The sequence below is a fragment of the Pseudomonas sp. TWRC1-2 genome (assembly GCF_049896685.1).
In the GTDB taxonomy this organism is placed as follows: Bacteria; Pseudomonadota; Gammaproteobacteria; order Pseudomonadales; family Pseudomonadaceae; genus Aquipseudomonas.
This window is the reverse complement of sequence record NZ_JAFCUU010000003.1, coordinates 32,347-51,460: the sequence shown is the minus strand read 5'-3', so window position 1 is coordinate 51,460 and position 19,114 is coordinate 32,347. Positions and strand designations below refer to the sequence as shown.

General features: G+C 60.0%; 17 protein-coding genes and 1 pseudogene. 8 read left to right on the top strand and 10 right to left on the bottom strand.

The features are described from left to right. Positions 1–155: 155 nt before the first annotated feature. Genes ACP7B3_RS09090 through ACP7B3_RS09080 form a run of 3 tightly spaced genes read right to left on the bottom strand, consistent with a single transcriptional unit; the run spans position 156 to position 2,661 of the window. On the bottom strand, positions 156–929 hold the full coding sequence (locus ACP7B3_RS09090) for a MetQ/NlpA family ABC transporter substrate-binding protein (protein ID WP_106576026.1): 774 nt from the start codon (positions 927–929) through the stop codon (positions 156–158). Between the two features lie 50 nt (positions 930–979). After that, positions 980–1,654: a methionine ABC transporter permease gene (locus ACP7B3_RS09085; RefSeq protein ID WP_106576027.1), complete on the bottom strand. Its 675-nt coding sequence runs from the start codon at positions 1,652–1,654 to the stop codon at positions 980–982. Then, positions 1,654–2,661 (bottom strand): methionine ABC transporter ATP-binding protein, encoded by a 1,008-nt coding sequence (locus tag ACP7B3_RS09080; RefSeq protein ID WP_145158580.1) that lies wholly within the window; start codon positions 2,659–2,661, stop codon positions 1,654–1,656. Before ACP7B3_RS09080 ends, ACP7B3_RS09085 begins: the two co-directional genes overlap by 1 nt. A 265-nt stretch (positions 2,662–2,926) precedes the next feature. Here ACP7B3_RS09080 and katE point away from each other — a divergent pair, with 265 nt between their 5' ends. After that, entirely contained in the window at positions 2,927–5,068 is a 2,142-nt protein-coding gene (gene katE, locus ACP7B3_RS09075) for a catalase HPII (protein ID WP_426178670.1), read from the top strand. Between the two features lie 50 nt (positions 5,069–5,118). Here the strand turns inward: katE and ACP7B3_RS09070 are convergent, their stop codons facing one another. Genes ACP7B3_RS09070 through ACP7B3_RS09055 form a run of 4 tightly spaced genes read right to left on the bottom strand, consistent with a single transcriptional unit; the run spans position 5,119 to position 7,924 of the window. Continuing rightward, positions 5,119–5,838, bottom strand: a complete 720-nt coding sequence (locus tag ACP7B3_RS09070; protein ID WP_119741320.1) for a PA5502 family lipoprotein — start codon at positions 5,836–5,838, stop codon at positions 5,119–5,121. Positions 5,839–5,875: 37 nt separating this feature from the next. Continuing rightward, positions 5,876–6,664 (bottom strand): zinc ABC transporter permease subunit ZnuB, encoded by a 789-nt coding sequence (gene znuB / locus ACP7B3_RS09065; protein WP_094949676.1) that lies wholly within the window; start codon positions 6,662–6,664, stop codon positions 5,876–5,878. Further along, entirely contained in the window at positions 6,657–7,442 is a 786-nt protein-coding gene (gene znuC / locus ACP7B3_RS09060) for a zinc ABC transporter ATP-binding protein ZnuC (protein ID WP_426178669.1), read from the bottom strand. The genes znuB and znuC overlap by 8 nt, the downstream gene beginning before the upstream one ends. After that, positions 7,442–7,924, bottom strand: coding sequence for a Fur family transcriptional regulator (locus ACP7B3_RS09055; RefSeq protein WP_106576033.1), 483 nt, complete (start codon positions 7,922–7,924; stop codon positions 7,442–7,444). The genes znuC and ACP7B3_RS09055 overlap by 1 nt, the downstream gene beginning before the upstream one ends. A 58-nt stretch (positions 7,925–7,982) precedes the next feature. On the opposite strand from ACP7B3_RS09055, the gene ACP7B3_RS09050 reads away from it, so the two are divergent. Further along, positions 7,983–8,912, top strand: a complete 930-nt coding sequence (locus ACP7B3_RS09050) for a zinc ABC transporter substrate-binding protein (protein ID WP_426178668.1) — start codon at positions 7,983–7,985, stop codon at positions 8,910–8,912. Positions 8,913–9,056: 144 nt separating this feature from the next. On the opposite strand, the gene ACP7B3_RS09045 is transcribed toward ACP7B3_RS09050, so the two are convergent. Next, positions 9,057–10,010 (bottom strand): homoserine kinase, encoded by a 954-nt coding sequence (locus ACP7B3_RS09045; protein WP_426178667.1) that lies wholly within the window; start codon positions 10,008–10,010, stop codon positions 9,057–9,059. 56 nt (positions 10,011–10,066) lie between these two features. Then, a complete protein-coding gene (locus ACP7B3_RS09040) occupies positions 10,067–10,357 on the bottom strand; it encodes a DUF2782 domain-containing protein (RefSeq protein WP_145158523.1) in 291 nt (96 codons plus the stop codon). Between the two features lie 74 nt (positions 10,358–10,431). On the opposite strand from ACP7B3_RS09040, the gene polA reads away from it, so the two are divergent. After that, positions 10,432–13,227: a DNA polymerase I gene (gene polA, locus ACP7B3_RS09035; RefSeq protein ID WP_426178666.1), complete on the top strand. Its 2,796-nt coding sequence runs from the start codon at positions 10,432–10,434 to the stop codon at positions 13,225–13,227. A 268-nt stretch (positions 13,228–13,495) separates the two neighbouring features. Here polA and yihA read toward each other — a convergent pair whose 3' ends face one another. Then, positions 13,496–14,137, bottom strand: a complete 642-nt coding sequence (yihA, locus tag ACP7B3_RS09030) for a ribosome biogenesis GTP-binding protein YihA/YsxC (RefSeq protein WP_262206022.1) — start codon at positions 14,135–14,137, stop codon at positions 13,496–13,498. Between the two features lie 192 nt (positions 14,138–14,329). On the opposite strand from yihA, the pseudogene ACP7B3_RS09025 reads away from it, so the two are divergent. The 5 genes and pseudogenes from ACP7B3_RS09025 to ACP7B3_RS09005 all read left to right on the top strand — a co-directional run bounded on the left by ACP7B3_RS09025 (position 14,330) and on the right by ACP7B3_RS09005 (position 19,042). Further along, positions 14,330–14,631 (top strand): annotated as a pseudogene (locus ACP7B3_RS09025) (c-type cytochrome). Positions 14,632–14,664: 33 nt separating this feature from the next. Further along, positions 14,665–15,291: a c-type cytochrome gene (locus ACP7B3_RS09020; protein WP_106576039.1), complete on the top strand. Its 627-nt coding sequence runs from the start codon at positions 14,665–14,667 to the stop codon at positions 15,289–15,291. A 169-nt stretch (positions 15,292–15,460) separates the two neighbouring features. Continuing rightward, positions 15,461–16,099 carry a thiol:disulfide interchange protein DsbA/DsbL gene (locus ACP7B3_RS09015; protein ID WP_119741330.1) on the top strand — a complete coding sequence of 213 codons (639 nt, stop codon included), beginning with the start codon at positions 15,461–15,463 and terminating at the stop codon, positions 16,097–16,099. A 10-nt stretch (positions 16,100–16,109) separates the two neighbouring features. After that, the gene (locus ACP7B3_RS09010; protein WP_119741332.1) at positions 16,110–16,988 is read left to right on the top strand and encodes an endonuclease/exonuclease/phosphatase family protein; all 879 of its coding nucleotides are present in this window, start codon (positions 16,110–16,112) and stop codon (positions 16,986–16,988) included. Beyond that, positions 16,985–19,042: a diguanylate cyclase gene (locus ACP7B3_RS09005; protein ID WP_426178665.1), complete on the top strand. Its 2,058-nt coding sequence runs from the start codon at positions 16,985–16,987 to the stop codon at positions 19,040–19,042. Before ACP7B3_RS09010 ends, ACP7B3_RS09005 begins: the two co-directional genes overlap by 4 nt. Positions 19,043–19,114: the final 72 nt, after the last annotated feature.

Below are 19,114 nucleotides of genomic sequence, written 5' to 3'. Positions count from 1 at the left end.
CCTGATCTTCCAAACAACACAAAAACAAATGTGGGAGGGGGCTTGCCCCCGAAGGCGGTGGTTCAGCCGATAAATTCGGTGACTGACACTGCGCTTTCGCGAGCAAGCCCGCTCCCACATTTTTTGATCTTCAAAGTTTTGAAGATCGGGGCAGATCAGAACGCCGGCAGGATCGCGCCCTTGTACTTCTCAAGAATGAACGCTTTCACTTCCGGCGTGTGCAGGGCTGCAACCAGCTTCTTCACGGCGTCTGAGTCTTTGTTGTCTTCGCGGGTCACCAGGATGTTCACGTAAGGCGAGTCGTTGCCTTCGATCACCAGGGCGTCCTTGGATGGGTCCAGTTTGGCTTCCAGGGCGTAGTTGGTGTTGATCAGCGCCAGGTCGACCTGGGTCAGCACGCGCGGCAGTGTGGCGGCTTCCAGTTCGCGGAATTTGAGGTTTTTCGGGTTACCGGAGATGTCCTTGATGGTCGACAGGATGTTGGTCGGGTCCTTCAGGGTGATCAGGTTGTGCTTGGCCAGCAGCAGCAACGCGCGGCCACCGTTGGTGGCGTCGTTCGGGATCACGACATTGGCGCCATCCGGCAGGTCTTCGAGTTTTTTGTACTTGCTGGAGTAGGCGCCCAAGGGCTCCAGGTGCACGGCACCGACGCTCACCAGGTGAGTGCCCTTGGCCTTGTTGAACTCATCCAGGTACGGCTGGTGCTGAAAGAAGTTGGCGTCCAGGCGCTTTTCAGCCACTTGTACGTTCGGCTGCACGTAGTCGGTGAAGACTTTGACCTGCAGGTCCACGCCTTCTTTGGCGAGTGCGGGCTTCACAAACTCCAGGATTTCCGCGTGCGGCACTGGCGACGCGGCGACCGTGAGGGTCTCGGCAGCGTGGGCGGAAAACGCGGCAACGGCGGCGAAAGCAACCAGTAGTTTTTTCATCCAGCAAGCTCCTTGTTCGGGCATGCGCCGGCGGGGGCCGGACACGGCCGTTATTTTCGAGAAAAGTGCACCACCAGCTTATCGCCGACGGTTTGCAGAATTTGCACCAGGATCAGCAGCATCACCACAGTGACAACCATCACGTCAGTCTGAAACCGCTGGTAACCAAAGCGGATCGCCAGGTCTCCCAAGCCGCCGGCGCCGACAACACCGGCCATGGCCGTGTAGGAAACCAGTGTAATGGCCGTCACCGTAATCGCAGCGAAAATACCGGGGCGCGCTTCGGGCAGCAGTGCATTGATGATGATCTGACGCGTGCTGGCGCCCATGGACTGTGTGGCTTCGATGATGCCGCGGTCCACTTCACGCAGGGCGGTTTCCACCAGGCGCGCGAAGAACGGCGTCGCGCCTACGACCAGTGGCGGAATCGCACCGGCCACGCCCAGCGAGGTGCCGGTGATCAATATGGTGAACGGGATCATCACGATCAGCAGGATGATGAACGGCAGCGAACGCAGGATGTTCACGATCAGCGACAGCAGCGCGTACAGGCCTTTTTGTTCGAACAGTTGGCGCGGGCTGGTCAGAAACAGCAGCACACCCAGTGGCAGGCCGAGCAGGATGGTAAAGAACAGCGAACCGAGCAGCATGGTCATGGTGTCGCCGGTGGCGAGCCAGATCTCGGACCAGTCAATATTGGCGAAGAAACTCAACAGGATTTCCATTAGCGCAGAACCTCCATGTGGACGTCTGCCGCGGTAAAGCGGGCGAAAGCGGCGTCCATGTCCCCACCGGTCACGGCGAGGGTCAGTTGGCCGTAGGGAATGTCTTTGATGCGGTCAATACGACCGGCGAGGATGCTGTAGTCCACGCCGGTTTCGCGGGCGACGGTACCCAGCAGCGGCGCGTAGGTTGCTTCGCCCTGGAACGTCAGACGCACGATACGGCCTGGCACGTGAGCAAAGTCATCGCGCTGCTCGCTTTCGTCGACCTGATCCGCTTCTTGCACAAAGCGCTTGGTGGTCGGGTGCTTGGGGTGCAGGAACACATCGGCCACCGAACCTTGCTCGACGATCACGCCAGCATCCATCACCGCCACTTGGTCGCATACGCGGCGGATCACGTCCATCTCGTGGGTGATCAGTACGATGGTCAGCTTCAACTCGCGGTTGATCTCGGCCAGCAATTGCAGCACCGAGGCGGTGGTTTGTGGGTCGAGGGCGCTGGTGGCTTCGTCGCACAGCAGAATTTTTGGCTTGGTTGCCAGGGCGCGGGCGATGCCGACGCGCTGCTTCTGGCCACCGGACAACTGCGCCGGGTATTTCTTGGCGTGGTCCGACAGGCCGACACGGGCGAGCAGCTCAGCCACGCGCTGGTCGATTTCCTTGCGCGACAGTTCGCCAGCCAGCGTCAGCGGCAGCGCCACGTTGTCGGCAACGGTCTTGGAGGCCAGCAGGTTGAAGTGCTGGAAGATCATCCCGACTTGCTGGCGGAAACGGCGCAGGCCATTGGCGTCCAGGGCGGTGACTTCTTCGCCGTCGACATTGATCTGGCCACCGCTGGGTTGCTCCAGGCGGTTGATCAGACGCAACAGGGTACTTTTTCCCGCACCGGAGTGGCCAATCAGGCCGAACACCTGGCCGTTTTCGACACGCAGGCTGGTGGGGTGCAGCGCGGGGATTTCCTTACCGGCGACGCGGTAGGTTTTATGGACGTTATGAAACTCGATCACGTAGCGAACCTTGTGGGGCGCATGGAAAAGGGATCAGCGGTTAGCCGGGCGCGCATTTTAGCCTGTCCGTATAGTGTTTCTTAGCATTTATTTCGCATTCAACCAGCGATTTGGCAATAACGCGATCAAAGGTCATAAAAAAGGAACGGTGCAAATCCGTGTCAGTCACTACTTAAGCAACTCAATTTCCCAGGTGCCGTGCCTGGGGGTTTGCTCAAACGAGCCGGGGACCGCTCTGGCCAATTTGAATAAGGAGTTTTGACTGATGAGTACCAAGAAGCCAGCTACCCCGCCGAAGAGTGAACTCGCGGGCACCGATACCCTGGACCGTGGCAACACCAACGCCAAGCTGCAGGCCCTGGAAGCGTTCCGTTCCGACGCAACCGGCCAGGCGCTGCGCACCAATCAAGGCGTAAAGATTTCTGACAACCAGAACACCCTGAAAGTCGGCGCCCGTGGCCCATCGCTGCTGGAAGACTTCATCATGCGTGAAAAAATCACGCACTTTGACCATGAGCGTATCCCGGAGCGCATCGTGCATGCTCGCGGCACTGGCGCCCACGGCTATTTCCAGACCTATGAGAACCATTCGGCGCTGAGCAAGGCCGGTTTCCTGCGTAACCCCGAGCATAAAACCCCGGTGTTTGTGCGGTTCTCCACCGTGCAGGGCCCGCGTGGCTCGGGCGATACGGTGCGTGACGTGCGCGGTTTTGCTGTGAAGTTCTTCACCGACGAAGGTAACTTCGACCTGGTGGGTAACAACATGCCGGTGTTCTTTATTCAGGACGCGATCAAGTTTCCTGACTTCGTGCACGCGGTCAAACCTGAGCCGCATAACGAGATTCCCACCGGCGGCTCTGCCCACGACACGTTCTGGGATTTCGTCTCGCTGCAGCCAGAATCCGCGCACATGGTGCTGTGGGCCATGTCCGACCGTGCCATCCCCAAAAGCCTGCGCGCCATGCAGGGCTTCGGCATTCACACCTTCCGCTTGATCAACACCGAAGGTAAGTCGAGCTTTGTGAAATTCCACTGGCATCCAAAAGTGGGCACCTGCTCGCTGGTGTGGGACGAAGCGCAAAAGCTTGCCGGTAAAGATACCGATTACCACCGTCGCGACCTGTGGGAAGCGATTGAAAGCGGCGACTACCCTGAGTGGGAATTGGGCGTGCAAATCGTTGCGGAAGAAGACGAGCACAAGTTCGACTTCGACCTGCTCGATCCGACCAAGATCATCCCTGAAGAATTGGTGCCGATTACGCCGCTGGGCAAAATGGTGCTTAACCGTAACCCGGATAACTTCTTTGCTGAGGTTGAACAGGTGGCTTTTTGCCCAGGCCATATCGTGCCGGGTATCGACTTCACCAACGATCCACTGCTGCAAGGCCGTCTGTTTTCCTACACGGATACTCAGATTAGCCGTCTCGGTGGCCCGAACTTCCATGAGCTGCCGATCAATCGGCCGGTCACGCCGTTCCATAACGGCCAGCGCGACGCTCAGCATCGCACCGTGATCGACAAAGGCCGCGCGGCCTACGAGCCGAACTCGATTGACGGCGGCTGGCCAAAAGAAACGCCACCGGCTGCGCAGGATGGCGGTTTCGAGACCTATTACGAACGTGTCGACGCCAACAAAGTGCGTGAGCGCAGCGAGTCGTTTGGCGATCACTTCTCGCAAGCCACGCTGTTTTTCCACAGCATGAGCCACCACGAGAAAGAGCACATCATCGCGGCGTACAGCTTCGAGTTGGGCAAGGTGGAGCGTGAGTTTATCCGCGCCCGTCAGGTCAACGAGATTCTGGCCAACATCGACCTGGAGCTGGCCAAGCGCGTAGCACAGAAGCTCGGTTTGCCGGCACCAACCAAAGGCACCGTGCCACCGCGTGAGTCGTCGCTCAAAGAGTCGCCGGCGTTGAGCCAGGTGAACCTGCTGTCGGGCGATATCAAAACGCGCAAAGTTGCGATCCTCGCGGCTAACGGCGTGGACGGCGCGGCAATTGCTGCGTTGAAGAAAGCGCTGGAGGCTGAAGGTGCACACGCCAAGCTGCTGGGGCCAACTTCGGCGCCGGTGACCACCGCCGATGGCAAGAGCCTGAAGGTGGATGCGTCGATGGAAGGCATGCCGTCGATTGCCTTTGACGCGGTGTTCGTACCGGGCGGCGCCAAGTCGGTGCAGGCATTGAGCGGGGATGGTGTGGCGTTGCACTTCCTGCTGGAGGCGTACAAGCACCTGAAGGCGATCACGGTTGCCAATGATGCCAAGCCGTTGCTGGATCTGCTGAAGCTTGAAGTGGATGCGGGGCTGATCGTGGGGTCGGATGCGAAAGCGTTCAAGGCGTTCTTTGCCGCGATTGCACAGCACCGGGTTTGGGATCGTGAGCCGAAGGCTAAGGCTATTCCGGCTTAAGTTATCGGCTGTTTGTTAGATCGCCATCGCGGGCTTGCCCGCGATGCTTTTTATTGCGCCTTGCGCGGAATCAGCACTACCTGCGCCGGAATGTGTTTCACAATCTGCCGGTGAATCTTCAGGTCATACCCCGAATCAATTCGCTTCACCCGTTTGGTCAGCAATGTGGCCAGCCATGGGTAGTCCTGCGTGCGCGGCGCCTGAATGGTCACGTCGCACTGGTAATTCACCACGTCGGTGGCGATCGCGTCCAGTTGATGGCGAAGTTCTTCGATATCGACGAGGTTCAGCGCCACAGTGGTGCTTTCAGCGGCCGGGTCGATGACCTTGGCCGGCGGCTTGGCTTCAGCGGCTTTCAAGGCGGCTTCGGCTTTATCCAGCTCGGCTTTGCGCGCATGGCTGATGGCGCTGTTGACGCCACCGGTCAGTGCCGGGGCCTTGGGCATCAGCGCACGTGCACGGCTCAGGGCCGTGGCGGCAGCGTTGACATCGCCTTTTTGCAGCACAATCTGGCTGCGCTGCAAGTAGGCTTCGGCCAATTGACGCTGGTAAGGCTCAAGGGCCGGGTCGTTGGGCGACTGGGCCTGTAACGCGGCCAATTCGTCTTCGGCAGTGGCAAGCTCGCTGCTGGCCAGGTTTTGCTCCAGCTGCGCGATAGCCGCAGCGCGTGCGTCCGGTACCTCGGGGGCGGCGGGCGGCGTACTTTGACAGGCGCCCAGCAGCAGGGAAAATGCGGCAAGGAGCAGATAACGGGCGTTGAACAGCTTCATTCCTGCGACTCTCTAGTTGCGCAAAAAGCGAGCAAGTCTACACCCCTCGACGGGGCAGGACAAAACTCAGCAGAAAGAGGGCGGCCGCCGTGACGACAATCGACGGGCCGGCTGGCGTGTCCTTGAACCACGACAGCGCCAGGCCCCCGCACACTGCAAGCATGCCCAACAGGCTGGCGCCGATCGCCATTTGCTCGGGTGAGCGCGCATGGCGTTGGGCGGCGGCTGCGGGAATGATCAGCAGCGAGGTGATCAACAATACGCCGACAATCTTCATCGCGACAGCAATCACCACCGCGATCAACAGCATCAGGGTCATGCGCAGGGCGGGCACGGGCAAACCTTCCACCGTGGCCAGCTCTTCATGCACGGTGATCGCCAGCAACGGGCGCCACAGAGCCACCAGCAAGAGCAGCACGGCGGCGCTGCCACCGAGGATCCACGCAAGGTCTGTAGGGCTGATCGCCAGCAGGTCGCCGAACAGGTAGGCCATCAGGTCGATGCGCACTTCATGCATGAAGCTCAGCACCACCAGGCCCAGGGACAGGGTGCTCGGCGCCAGGATCCCCAGCAGTGTGTCGGAGGCCAGCGGTTGGCGCTGTTGCAGGGTCACCAGCAGCACCGCCAGCAGCAGGCAGCCCACGGTGACGGCGATGGTCGGGCTCACGTCCAGCAAAAAGCCCATGGCCACACCCAGCAGCGCGGCATGCGACAACGTGTCGCCAAAATAGGCCATGCGCCGCCAGACCACGAACGAGCCCAACGGGCCCGCCACCAGCGCCAGAGCCAAGCCTGCCAGCAGGGCGTAGAGCAGAAAATCAGCCATGCTTGCAGCTATCTCCATGAACATGTGTGTGAGGGGTGGCGGGATCGTCAACCACGGCGCCGTGCAAATCATGGGCGTGGTCGTGATGGTGGTGGTAGATCGCCAGGCTCGTGGCATTCTTGCCGAACAGCTCGACAAACGCCGGGTCGCTACTGACCTGCTCCGGGTGGCCGGAGCAGCAAACGTGGCGGTTGAGGCACACCACCTGATCGGTGGTGCTCATGACCAGGTGCAGGTCGTGTGAGACCATCAACACGCCACAGCCGTGGCGGTCACGCAGGCGGGTAATCAGGCTGTACAGTTCGGCCTGGCCGGCAACGTCAACGCCTTGCACGGGTTCATCGAGCACCAGCAGTTCAGGCTCGCGCAGCAAGGCGCGGGCCAGCAGCACGCGCTGCATTTCGCCGCCGGAGATGCTTTGCACCGGGCTATCGATCACCTGTTCGGCACCGACCTCCTTGAGCGCAGCCTGCGCGCGGGCGCGGTCTACACCGGGCACCAGGCGCAAAAAGCGCAGCACGGACAGCGGCAGTGTCGGGTCGACGTGCAATTTTTGCGGCATGTAACCGACGCGCAGCTTGGGCTTGCGCCATACGCTGCCACTGTCCGGCTTCAACAAACCGAGTACTGCGCGCACCAGCGTGGTCTTGCCGGCGCCATTGGGGCCGATCAGCGTGACGATCTGGCCCGGCTCGACGCTCAGCCCGATGTTATCCAGCACGTTTTGCCCGGCGAACGTGACACCAACCCCTTCGAGGCGGATTAACGCATTGCTCATCAAGCCCCCTGGCAACCCGAGCAGAGCCCGACCACTTCGACCGTTTGCCCTTCAACCCTGAAGCCGACGTCGGCCGAGCTTTTGATGATGGCGTCGCTGATGCTTTTTTGTTCAAGCTCGATGGCCGCATGGCACTCGCGGCAGATCAGGAACTGGCCCTGATGCGCGTGTTCCGGGTGGTTGCAGCCAACAAAGGCATTGAGCGAGGCGATGCGGTGCACCAGGCCGTTTTCCAGTAGGAAATCCAGCGCGCGGTACACCGTCGGCGGCGCGGCGCGGCGGCCGTCCTGCTCGCTGAGCACGCCAAGAATGTCGTAGGCGCCCAGCGGCTTGTGGCTTTGCCACACCAGTTCCAGCACCCGACGACGCAACGCGGTCAGGCGCAGGCCCTTCTGTGCGCACAGGGTATCGGCCTCCGACAGCGCGGTGTGCACGCAGTGAGAGTGGTCGTGGGGGCGGCTGGCAATGGGTGTTTTAGGCATGAGCGGCGACAGACATTTGATAGAGACGTTATTATGTTACCCGTTCCTACGTCATTGAGTGGTCATCGTGTCCCGACTTTTTCCCGTTTTTGTCGTATTTGTCACCAGTTTGTTCATTGCTGGGGCCGCTCAGGCCGAGGTCAAGGTGCTGACGAGCATCAAGCCGTTGCAGTTGATTGCCGCGGCTGTGCAGGACGGTGTGGCCATTCCCGAGGTGTTGTTGCCGCCCGGCGCATCGCCGCACAACTACGCCCTGCGCCCATCCGACGTACGGCGCGTGCAGTCGGTGGACCTGCTTTATTGGATCGGCCCGGACATGGAAAGCTTTCTGCCGCGCGTGCTTAAAGGCCGAAGCCTGCCAACCGTGGCGGTGCAGGATCTTGCGGGGATGAAGTTGCGGCGTTTCGCCGAAGATAGCCACTCGCACGCCGATGATGCTGACGAACATGACCATGATCACCGCCCAGGCAGCCTGGATGCGCATTTGTGGTTGTCGACGGTCAACGCTCGGGTGATTGCGGCGCGCATGGCGGCTGACCTGAGCACTGCCGACCCGGCCAATGCTGCGCGGTATCAGAGCAACGTGCAGGCATTCGATGAGCGTCTGGATGCGTTGGATGCCCGTTTGAAGGCGCGCTTGGCGAGTGTGGGCGACAAGCCTTACTTCGTGTTCCACGAGGCCTTTGATTACTTCGAAGACGCTTACAGGCTCAAGCACACTGGCGTGTTCAGCGTGGCCGCCGAAGTGCAGCCCGGCGCCCAGCACGTGGCAGCAATGCGTACGCGGTTGCAGGAAGTCGGCAAGACCTGTGTGTTCAGCGAGCCGCCGTTGCGTCCGCGCTTGGCTGAGACGTTGGTGGCGGGGTTGCCGGTGAAGTTGGCGGAGTTGGATGCGTTGGGCGGTTACACCCCGGCCACAGCGCAGGGTTACGAGCAGGTGCTGGAGAAGTTGGGGAATGACCTGGCTGGGTGCCTGGAATCGTTATAACAACCAACACAGAACTACTGTGGGAGCGGGCTTGTGTGGGAGCGGGGCTTGCTCGCGAATGGGAGTGTCAGTAAATACCTCTGTTACTGACCCAACCGCATTCGCGAGCAAGCCCGCTCCCACATTTTTTGACCGAGTGCAGCTTTAGAGTGCGAACGGCAGATGGAGCGTGACCTGCTGACGCTGCGCCAGCCGATGCTCGAACTCCGCAGGGTCATGAATCAATACATCCTGCCCGGCAAACGACTCCGCGGCGATCAGGCGTGACAGCCAGAAGCGCACACACGCCACCCGCAGCATCGTTGGCCACAACTCCGCTTCCTTGGCCGTGAATGGCCGCAGGCCCGCGTAGGCACCTAGCAGTGCACGGGCGCGTTGCCCATCAATCGCGCCCTCGGCGTCCGAACACCAGTCATTCAAGGCGATCGCCACGTCGTACAGCATCGGGCCTGAGCAAGCGTTGTAAAAGTCGATCAGCCCGGTCAGGTGTGTGCCTTCGAACATCGCGTTATCGCGGAACAGATCGGCGTGAACGTTGGCGCGTGGCAGCGCGAGAATGTGAGCCTTGTGGGCTTCGATCTCGCTCAGCGCGTCTTGCAGCAGGCGCTGCTGCGCGTCGTTAAGGTGCGAAATCAGCTGCGCACCTTCGGTGAGCATCCAGTCCAGCCCGCGATCAGTCTTGCGCTCCAGCACTTTCTCGCCCTGAGTGGCCAGGTGCAAATGGCCGAGCAGGTCGCCAACCTGGGCGCAATGCTGTGCGTTGGCTTCCTTGATGTGCTTGCCGGCCAGGCGTGGTTGCAGCAGCGCCGGTTTGCCCTTCAATTCGCGCAAGGCCACGCCGTCGGTGGTGCGCAGCGCATAGGGCACCGGCAAGTCAGCGTCATGGAGCACGTCGAGCAGTTCGATGAAAAACGGCATTTCTGCGACTGGGCCGCGCTCAACCAGGGTCAGGACGAATTCGCCCTGTTCCAGGCTGACAAAGAAGTTGGTGTTTTCGCTACCGGCGGCAATCCCCTGGAAATCAAGCAGGCGGCCGAGCCCGTAAGGGGCGAGAAAGGTTTCCAGCTCGGGCCGAGCCAGCGGGGTGAACACAGACATGGTTAAAACTGCCAGTACGGGCGCCGCGAGGGGCGGCGCCAATTTAAGTTAAGAAATCATTTCCATTCGAAGATCTTCCATGACGGAATCAGCATATCCGGCTGGTCAGAACGGATGAAGTTCGCATCGGTTCCGTCCGCGCGCACCAGGAAATACGGTGGCGCGCCCTTTACGGTGACCTTGATCGCGTACAGGAAACCGTTTTGGCGGTACTCCTGGATGGTTCTGTCACCTTCGGTGCGGATCGTGACTTCCGGGTCTGCCGAGGGTGCGCTGTCAGCTGCCGTGGCGGCCAGCGGCAAGAACGCAATCAAGCCGGTCAACAACAGGCGATTTACTGTACGCATGATAACCTTGTCCCTTTGTCGTCATTGGTCCGGCTATTCTAGCGCCTGACCCGCCGAAAAGGTTGATCCTGCTCATGAGCCAAGCCCCCCTCGTCCTGGTGGACGGTTCTTCTTATCTGTACCGCGCCTTTCACGCGCTGCCACCGCTGACCACTTCCAGAGGCCTGCCGACCGGTGCGGTCAAGGGCGTGTTGAACATGCTCAAAAGCCTGCGCAGGCAGTACCCGGACAGCCCGTTTGCCGTTGTTTTCGACGCCAAGGGTGGGACCTTTCGCGATGAAATGTTCGCCGAATACAAGGCCAACCGCCCGAGCATGCCCGATGACATGCGCCTGCAAATCGAGCCGCTGCACCAAAGCGTTATTGCACTGGGCTTCCCGCTGCTGTGCGTCGAAGGCGTTGAGGCCGATGACGTCATCGGCACTTTGGCCCGCAGCAGTGCGGCGGCGGACCGCCCGGTAGTAATTTCTACCGGCGACAAGGACATGGCGCAGTTGGTCGACGGGCACATTACCTTGGTCAACACCATGACCGGTAGCGCGATGGACATTGAGGGCGTGAAGGAGAAATTCGGTGTCGCTCCCGAGCAGATCATCGATTACCTGGCGCTGATGGGCGATTCGTCCGACAACATCCCGGGCGTTCCGGGCATTGGCCCGAAGACCGCGTCCGGCTTGCTCGTAGGCGTGAATGGCGGCCTTAAAGAGCTTTATGAGCAGCTGGATATCGTGCCGACCCTGCCGATTCGCGGGGCCAAGAACCTGCCGGCCAAGCTGGAAGAGCACAAGGAGATGGCGTTCCTGTCCTATCAACTGGCGACGATCAAAATCGACGTACCGCTGGATGTAGGCCTGGAAGATCTGCACCTGATCGAGCCTGACCGCGAAAAGCTGCTGGAGCTGTACACGCTGCTGGAGTTCAAGAGCTGGATTGATGAGATTCAGCGCGACGCCAAGCGTGTCGAGCTCAAGGCTTCGACCGAGGCGGCGCCGTCTGCCGAAGCCGTGGCTGAGGTAGTAGCGGCCGCGCCGGTGGAGGCGTCCTACACGACCATCCTGGACCAGGCGACTTTCGATAGCTGGCTGAAGAAGCTCAACGACGCTAAGTTGTTCGCATTCGATACCGAAACCACCGGGATCGACGCGCAAAAAGCGCAGTTGGTTGGGGTTTCCTTCGCCGTGCAGCCGCATGAAGCCGCCTACATCCCGTTGACCCACTCCTACGTCGGTGCGCCCGAGCAGTTGGATCGCGACACGGTTCTGTTGGCGTTGAAGCCGCTGCTCGAAGACCCGACCAAACTCAAGGTCGGCCAGCACGCCAAGTTCGACATGAACATCCTGGCCAATTGCGCCATCGGTGGTGACCCTGCGCACGGCATCACCGTGCGCGGCATCGCCTTCGACACCATGCTTGAATCCTACGTGTTGAATTCCACCGCGACCCGGCACGACATGGACAGCTTGGCCAAGAAGTATCTGGACTACGACACTGTCAGCTTCCAGGACATCGCCGGCAGAGGCGCCAAGCAACTGACATTCGACCAGATCGCGCTTGAGCAGGCTGGCCCGTACGCGGCTGAAGATGCAGATATAACCCTGCGCCTGCACCAGGCGTTGCATGCACAGCTGTCAGCCATACCGAGCCTGGCCAGTGTGCTGACGGATATCGAAATCCCGTTGGTGCCGGTACTGGCGCGTATCGAGCGCCAGGGCGCGTTCGTGGATAAGGACCTGCTGGGCATCCAGAGCATCGAGCTGGGTAACAAGATGGTTGAGCTGGAGCGCCAGGCGTTCGAGATCGCCGGTGAAGAATTCAACCTGGGTTCGCCCAAACAGCTCGGGGCGATTCTCTACGAGAAGCTTGGGCTGCCGGTGTTGAAAAAGACGGGCAAGGGGCAGGCGTCCACGGCCGAGGAAGTGTTGGCCAAGTTGGCCGAAGACGACTTCCTGCTGCCCAAAGTGCTGATGCAGTACCGCAGCATGAGTAAGCTGAAAAGCACCTACACCGACCGACTGCCCGAGCAGATCAACCCGCGTACCGGGCGTATTCACACCTCTTATCATCAGGCTGTGGCGGCGACCGGGCGCTTGTCTTCGAGCGATCCGAACCTGCAGAACATTCCGGTGCGCACCGCTGAAGGGCGGCGGATTCGTCAGGCGTTTGTCGCGCCCAAGGGCTACAAGCTGCTGGCGGCGGACTATTCGCAGATCGAGCTGCGGATCATGGCGCACTTGTCCAAGGACGAGGGCTTGATGAACGCGTTCCGTAACGACCTGGACGTGCACACCGCTACAGCGGCCGAGGTGTTCAAGGTTGAGTTGGCTGAGGTCAGTTCCAACCAGCGTCGCAGTGCCAAGGCGATCAACTTTGGACTGATCTACGGCATGGGCGCGCAGAAGCTGGGTAAGGATATCGGCGTCGATACCAAGACCGCCAAGGCGTATATCGACGTGTATTTCACGCGCTACCCTGGCGTTCGCGAGTACATGGAGCGCACGCGTGCTCAAGCGGCCGATCAAGGCTATGTAGAAACCTTCTTCGGGCGTCGGCTGTACTTGCCGGATATCAATTCCAACAAGCCTCAGGAGCGAGCAGCTGCAGAGCGCACGGCGATCAACGCGCCGATGCAGGGCACCGCGGCGGACATCATCAAGAAGGCCATGGTGTTGGTGGATAACTGGCTGACGGAGTCGGGCCTGGATGCCAAGGTCATCCTGCAAGTGCACGATGAACTGGTGCTTGAGGTGCGCGAGGACTTGGTTGCGCACGTCAGCGAGAAGGTGCGCGAGTACATGAGCGCAGCGGCCAAGCTGGATGTACCGTTGGTGGTGGACGTAGGCGTGGGCGATAACTGGGATGAGGCGCACTGATTTCGCGGCTCTGCCACTGCCGGGGTGGTGGCAGAGCGCTTTAGATCGGAAAACGGTGTCAGTTATTTCCAATAGTTTTTTTAACCTGCCGGAACTTAACCTGTGAACTGCTACTCAGAGTTACTGAATGGGTGGTGAAGCCCTTCAATGCTCCTATGTTGTGTTAAGTGTTGGCAGATATCTGGACCCCGCCCTAGCGGTCCGGAACTTGGACCCCGAACTTCCCCTCCCCATACGAAGTCCGGGGTTTTTTTTGCCTGCAGAAAAGTTATTCCGCGTCTTGCGCGCCCTTGTCCGCCAATTCCATCCAACCGGCCAACACAGTGTAGGCGTCTTCAAGGCCCATGCGCTTGGGCGCCGAGAACAGCTGGATGGTGATCGCATCACCCCAACCCTTACGGATCTCGGACTGCACTTTGAGCAGGGTGTTCTTGGCTGCGCCGTAGGTCAGCTTGTCTGCCTTGGTCAGCAGGATATGCATCGGCATGCCGCTGGCGACGGCCCAATCGAGCATCAGCAGGTCGAAGTCGGTCATTGGATGACGGATGTCCATCATCAAAATCAAACCCTTCAAACTCTCCCGGCCACCCAAGTAAGCCTCCAGGTGACGCTGCCAGTGCAGCTTCAACGGGATAGGTACTTTTGCGTAACCGTAGCCCGGCAGGTCGACCAGACGCCGATCATCGTCTAGCTTGAAGAAATTGAGAAGTTGCGTGCGGCCCGGGGTTTTCGAGGTGCGTGCCAGGCTGGCATGGGTCAGGGTGTTCAACGCGCTGGACTTGCCGGCGTTGGAACGACCGGCAAAGGCGACTTCAAAGCCTTCGTCATCGGGGCATTGGTCTACTTTGGCGGCGCTGAGCATAAACGTGGACTGTTGGCACAGGCCGAGGATGGGATTCTTGAGTTGCATGAGATTTCCGATGTGGGCGGTGCCGAAAAAGGGTGCGGCAAGCGGTGTCGTTTCCGTTTCAGTAGCGCCAGTATATAATGCCGCAGATTTTGTGTGTGCTTTGTCCCAGCGAAGGATGAGGTTCACGGGAGCGAAAGACCTTCATTGCGCATTAGAACGCAAAACGCTCTCAAACCCTGAAAAGGTCGATGTATGACCCGATGGTTGCTCGCTTTTGGTGTCCTGATTCCGCTTTACGGCGCTCAGGCTACACAGGATCCGGAGGCGGTGTACAACCGAGTTTGCGTAGCTTGCCATGCCGGCCAGCTGCCTAACGCCCCAAACGGGGTGACCAGGCAGCCTGGCAGCCAAGACTGGCTAAGGGCATGGACACGTTGGTGCAACACGTGACCCAGGGTTTCAAGGCAATGCCGCCGCGTGGTTTGTGCATGGACTGCAGTACTGAGGATTACCAGGCCATCATTGAATTGATGGTGAGTAAACCCGGTAGATAACTCTTAAACCCTTAGCCGTAGTTGGATTAGCTGATGAACAAACTGATCGTGAGTCTGCTGTTGACCTTGGGCATCACCGGTGTTGCCCATGCTGCAGGCGACGCTACAGCGGGTCAGGCGAAAGCCGCCGTGTGTGGTGCTTGCCATGGACCGGATGGCAATAGCCCGGCGCCGAACTTCCCCAAACTCGCCGGCCAGGGTGAACGTTACCTGACCAAGCAGATGCACGACATCAAGGACGGCAAGCGCACGGTGCTGGAAATGACCGGCTTGCTGACCAACCTTAGCGATCAAGACCTGGCGGACATCGCGGCGTATTTTGCCAGCCAGAAAGGCAGTGTGGGAGCTGCCGACCCGAAACTGGTCGAAAAAGGCCAAGCGTTGTTCCGCGGTGGCAAACTCGCCGAAGACCAGCCTATCGGCGGCATGCCGGCGTGCAAGGCTTGCCACATTCCGGACGGCGGCGGTGTCGCAGCGGCGGGCTTCCCTCACCTGAGTGGTCAACATGCTCAGTACACGGCCAAGCAATTGAAGGATTTTCGCGAGAAGGTTCGCTATATCGATGGCGACGCGGGTAACAAAATGATGACTGATATTGCGGCCAAGCTGTCGGATAAAGACATCGAAGCGCTGTCCAGCTACATCCAGGGTCTGCACTGATCCGGGCAGGACGTTAACGCTCGATTAATCCATCGATGCAAGCATAAAAAGGGTGGCTTAGGCCGCCCTTTTTTGTGGCCGGTGCCGTTACACTAACGAACTCATGCCCGCGTAGACCTGTCACACCTAAAGGTCGCGTGAGGCGACTTTATTTGTCCAGGAGTAAAGCATGCGTAATCTGATCCTCAGCGCCGCTCTCGTCACTGCCAGCCTCTTCGGCATGACCGCACAAGCTGCCGATAATGTGCCGCTTGAAGCCGGTAAAACCTACGTTGAATTGGCCAACCCGGTGCCGGTTTCGGTGCCAGGCAAGATCGAAGTCGTGGAGCTGTTCTGGTATGGCTGCCCGCATTGCTATGCTTTTGAGCCGGTCATCAATCCATGGGTCGAGAAGCTGCCTGAGGATGTGAATTTCAAACGCGTTCCAGCGTTGTTCGGCGGCCCATGGGATGCTCATGGTCAACTCTTCATCACGCTGGACACCATGGGTGTAGAGCACAAAGTGCACGCAGCGGTGTTCAATGCCATTCAGAAAGAAGGCAAGCGCCTGGTCAAACCTGAAGACATGGCTGATTTCGTCGCCACTCAGGGCGTCGATAAAACCAAATTCCTTGAAACGTTCAACTCGTTCGCTGTGAAGGGCAAGATGGCCCAATACAAAGAGCTTGCCCAGAAGTACGGCGTACAAGGCGTACCTACGCTGATCGTTAACGGTAAATACCGTTTCGACATCGGCAGTGCTGGTGGCGAAGAGCAAGCGCTGAACGTTGCCGACCAACTGATCGCCAAAGAGCGCGCAGCCAAGTAAGGGGCCTACCATGCGCCGCTGGGGTACTGAACGTGTCGTTGGCCTGCATGATGCGAAGGTCAACGAGCATCACCTGGAATCCACAGGCCTTCCGGCAGATAGCCGCCTGCGCTTGCTCAGCTTCAATATTCAGGTGGGCATCAGCACCGAAAAGTATCGGCACTACCTCACCCGTGGCTGGCAGCATTTGCTGCCCCACAATGGGCGTGCCGTTAACCTTCAAAAAATCGGCAACCTGCTGAACGACTTCGATTTGGTCGCCCTGCAGGAAGCTGACGGCGGCAGCATACGTTCCGGTTACATCAACCAGGTGGAACACCTGGCGCAGCTCGGCGCGTTCCCGTACTGGTATCAGCAACTCAACCGCAACCTCGGGCGTCTGGCGCAGCACAGTAATGGTGTGCTCAGCCGCTTGAAACCGACCGCCATCGAAGATCACCCCTTGCCAGGCCCCAAAGGGCGCGGGGCGATCCTCGTGCGTTTCGGCGAAGGCCCCGAAGCCTTGGTGGTGGTGATGATGCACCTGGCGCTCGGGGGGCGTACGCGCAACCTGCAGCTCGCCTACATTCGTGAATTAATTGGCAACTACAAGCACCAGGTACTGATGGGTGACATGAACACCCATGCCAACGACCTGCTGCAGAATTCCCCGTTGCGGGACCTCGGGTTACTGGCGCCGCAAGTCGAAGCCACGTTCCCCAGTTGGCGCCCGCAACGCTGTCTCGACCACATCCTGCTCAGTCCGACACTCACACTCGAAAGTGTGCAAGTATTGGCGCAGCCCATCTCCGATCACCTGCCGGTCGCGGTAGAGATTCGTCTGCCGGGTTCGCTTACGGCTGATGCATTACCCGCGTTGAGCCCAGGCCCTCGCGGACCCCTTGCATGAGCGACGACGCCCAGCGCTGGAAAGAGAAATACCTGAAAAGCGTCGAGCAGCAAGACAAGCTCGAACGTCGCTGGGCTGCCCGTCTCGACCTGTTACGTCGAGGCCTGGTGCGCAGCACGCTGGCGGCTGAGGGCACCGATCGCGCGGTTGACCAGTGCATGAAAGAGATGCGCGACGTCGTGCGTACCGACGACATGGACGCCGCCCTCGCAGCCCTGCTGCCGCGCCTTGAAAAGGCCGTGCTGGATTCGGAACAGCGCCGCGAAACCCGGGTTGACCAGATCAGCACTGCGCTCACGGCCCTGGTTGCGCAGCTGCAAAAACTGCCGCTGCCGCGTGAAGTGGCACGCCCGCTGAAAACCTTTGCCAAGCAACTCGATGGTCGAGTCGGCCAGGCACGCGAGATTCCTTTGTTGCTCAGCGAGCTGAGCAGCCTGCAAGGTCAGGCGCTGAATAACCTGGACCCGGATGGCGAAACCCCGCGCCCTGGGCCGGGTTTGCTGCAACGCCTGTTTGGCGCGAAAGAGGGTTCGAATGAAGCGCCGGTGGTTGAAGCTGTACCCGCGCCGGCTGCGCCAAAATCCGCTGCGCCCGAGCCCGCCCCTGAGCCTCAGGAGCCGGAGCAATCCGAAGAACTGACACAAGCCTTGCGCGCCTTTGCGCCACTGCCGCAAACGCCGGCAGCGTCACAACCCGAACACGTTGTGCCTGTCAAAGTGGCGGAGGTTGCCGGCGAAACCTTTGTCTTCGAGGCGCCGGCTGCAGAGGCGCCTGTCGTTCTGGCCGCCGAGGTACCTGAACCTGAAGCAGTGGAGGCGCTGGTTGAAGAAACCGCTCCAGAAAGCGCACTTGCCGCTTTTATCGAAGAAGCGCAGGTCGAGGTCGACACTCCGAACGAAACCGCCATTGGCAGCTTGTCTCTCCCGCCTGTGCTGGAAAGTCCCGAGCCTGACCCGGATGCGTTGGAATCGGATGGCGTCTACGCACTGCCTGACTCGCCGGAGCCTTCGTACAGCTCGGTTGCCAAGCACATCGAAGACACCTTGCTTGGCCTGCTGGAAGACCTGTCACTGCCCGAGCGTCACCGTCCTCAGGCTGAAGCCATGCGCGAGCGCCTGGCTCATGGCTTGAACTGGTACGAACTGTTGCCGATTCTCGATGACCTGGCGGTGTTGATGCTGGCGATCACCGACAGTGGCCAGCACGAGTTCGAGGCTTACCTCAAACAGCTCAATGAGCGCCTCGAAGCGTTCCAGGGCCATCTGCAAGTGGCCAGTGATGGCCACGCTGACAGCCGCTCGGCTGCGCGCGAGCTGGACACGCAGATTCGCGAGCAAGTCGACGGCCTGCAAAGCAGCGTGCAGGAGGCGGCCGACCTGGACAGCCTCAAGTACGTGCTGGAGAGCCACCTTGAAGGCCTGCTCGGCACCATGGATCAACATCAGCAGCAGCGTGATCAGCGAGAGCAGGAAGTGGCGGCGCGCCTCAAGGGGCTGGCTGAGCGGGTGGCGAATATGGAACAGGAAGCCCAGGGGTATCGCGAGCATCTGGAGGTCCAGCGCCAGAAGGCGTTGATCGATCCGCTCACCGGCCTGCCCAACCGGGCGGCCTGGAGCGAACGTCTGGACCACGAAGTCAACGCCTGGCACCAGCGCGGCAACGGCCTGTCGCTGGCCATGCTGGACCTTGATCACTTCAAGCGCGTCAACGACGGCTATGGGCACTTGGCGGGCGACAAAGTGTTGAAGATCATCGCCAATGTGCTGCGCAAGTACCTGCGCCCGACTGACTTTATTGCGCGGTTTGGCGGTGAAGAGTTTGTGTTGCTGATGCCTGACTCCGCCTTGGTGGATGCGTTGGGCGTGGGCGAGGTGCTGCGCGCGGCCATCGAAGCGTGCCCTTTCCATTTCAAGGGCGAGCCGGTGACGATTACGGTGTCCATGGGAGTGGCGCAGTTCCAGCCGGGTGAGCGCAGTGACTTGGCGCTAAAGCGTGCCGACGAAGCACTTTATCGAGCGAAGGCGGCGGGACGTAATCAGGTGCAGGCGGCGTAAAAGATGTTCCATTTTGTAATTTGACCGCTCAAGCACAATCCGTACGTTACACTGTTGCATTATCGTCTTCAG

Coding starts and splice junctions, on each gene's coding strand:
- ACP7B3_RS09090 (WP_106576026.1), bottom strand. CDS start 929: ATGAAAAAACTACTGGTTGCTTTCGCCGCCGTTGCCGCGTTTTCCGCC.
- ACP7B3_RS09085 (WP_106576027.1), bottom strand. CDS start 1,654: ATGGAAATCCTGTTGAGTTTCTTCGCCAATATTGACTGGTCCGAGATC.
- katE (WP_426178670.1), top strand. CDS start 2,927: ATGAGTACCAAGAAGCCAGCTACCCCGCCGAAGAGTGAACTCGCGGGC.
- ACP7B3_RS09070 (WP_119741320.1), bottom strand. CDS start 5,838: ATGAAGCTGTTCAACGCCCGTTATCTGCTCCTTGCCGCATTTTCCCTG.
- znuB (WP_094949676.1), bottom strand. CDS start 6,664: ATGGCTGATTTTCTGCTCTACGCCCTGCTGGCAGGCTTGGCTCTGGCG.
- znuC (WP_426178669.1), bottom strand. CDS start 7,442: ATGAGCAATGCGTTAATCCGCCTCGAAGGGGTTGGTGTCACGTTCGCC.
- ACP7B3_RS09055 (WP_106576033.1), bottom strand. CDS start 7,924: ATGCCTAAAACACCCATTGCCAGCCGCCCCCACGACCACTCTCACTGC.
- ACP7B3_RS09045 (WP_426178667.1), bottom strand. CDS start 10,010: ATGTCTGTGTTCACCCCGCTGGCTCGGCCCGAGCTGGAAACCTTTCTC.
- ACP7B3_RS09040 (WP_145158523.1), bottom strand. CDS start 10,357: ATGCGTACAGTAAATCGCCTGTTGTTGACCGGCTTGATTGCGTTCTTG.
- polA (WP_426178666.1), top strand. CDS start 10,432: ATGAGCCAAGCCCCCCTCGTCCTGGTGGACGGTTCTTCTTATCTGTAC.
- yihA (WP_262206022.1), bottom strand. CDS start 14,137: ATGCAACTCAAGAATCCCATCCTCGGCCTGTGCCAACAGTCCACGTTT.
- ACP7B3_RS09020 (WP_106576039.1), top strand. CDS start 14,665: ATGAACAAACTGATCGTGAGTCTGCTGTTGACCTTGGGCATCACCGGT.
- ACP7B3_RS09015 (WP_119741330.1), top strand. CDS start 15,461: ATGCGTAATCTGATCCTCAGCGCCGCTCTCGTCACTGCCAGCCTCTTC.
- ACP7B3_RS09010 (WP_119741332.1), top strand. CDS start 16,110: ATGCGCCGCTGGGGTACTGAACGTGTCGTTGGCCTGCATGATGCGAAG.
- ACP7B3_RS09005 (WP_426178665.1), top strand. CDS start 16,985: ATGAGCGACGACGCCCAGCGCTGGAAAGAGAAATACCTGAAAAGCGTC.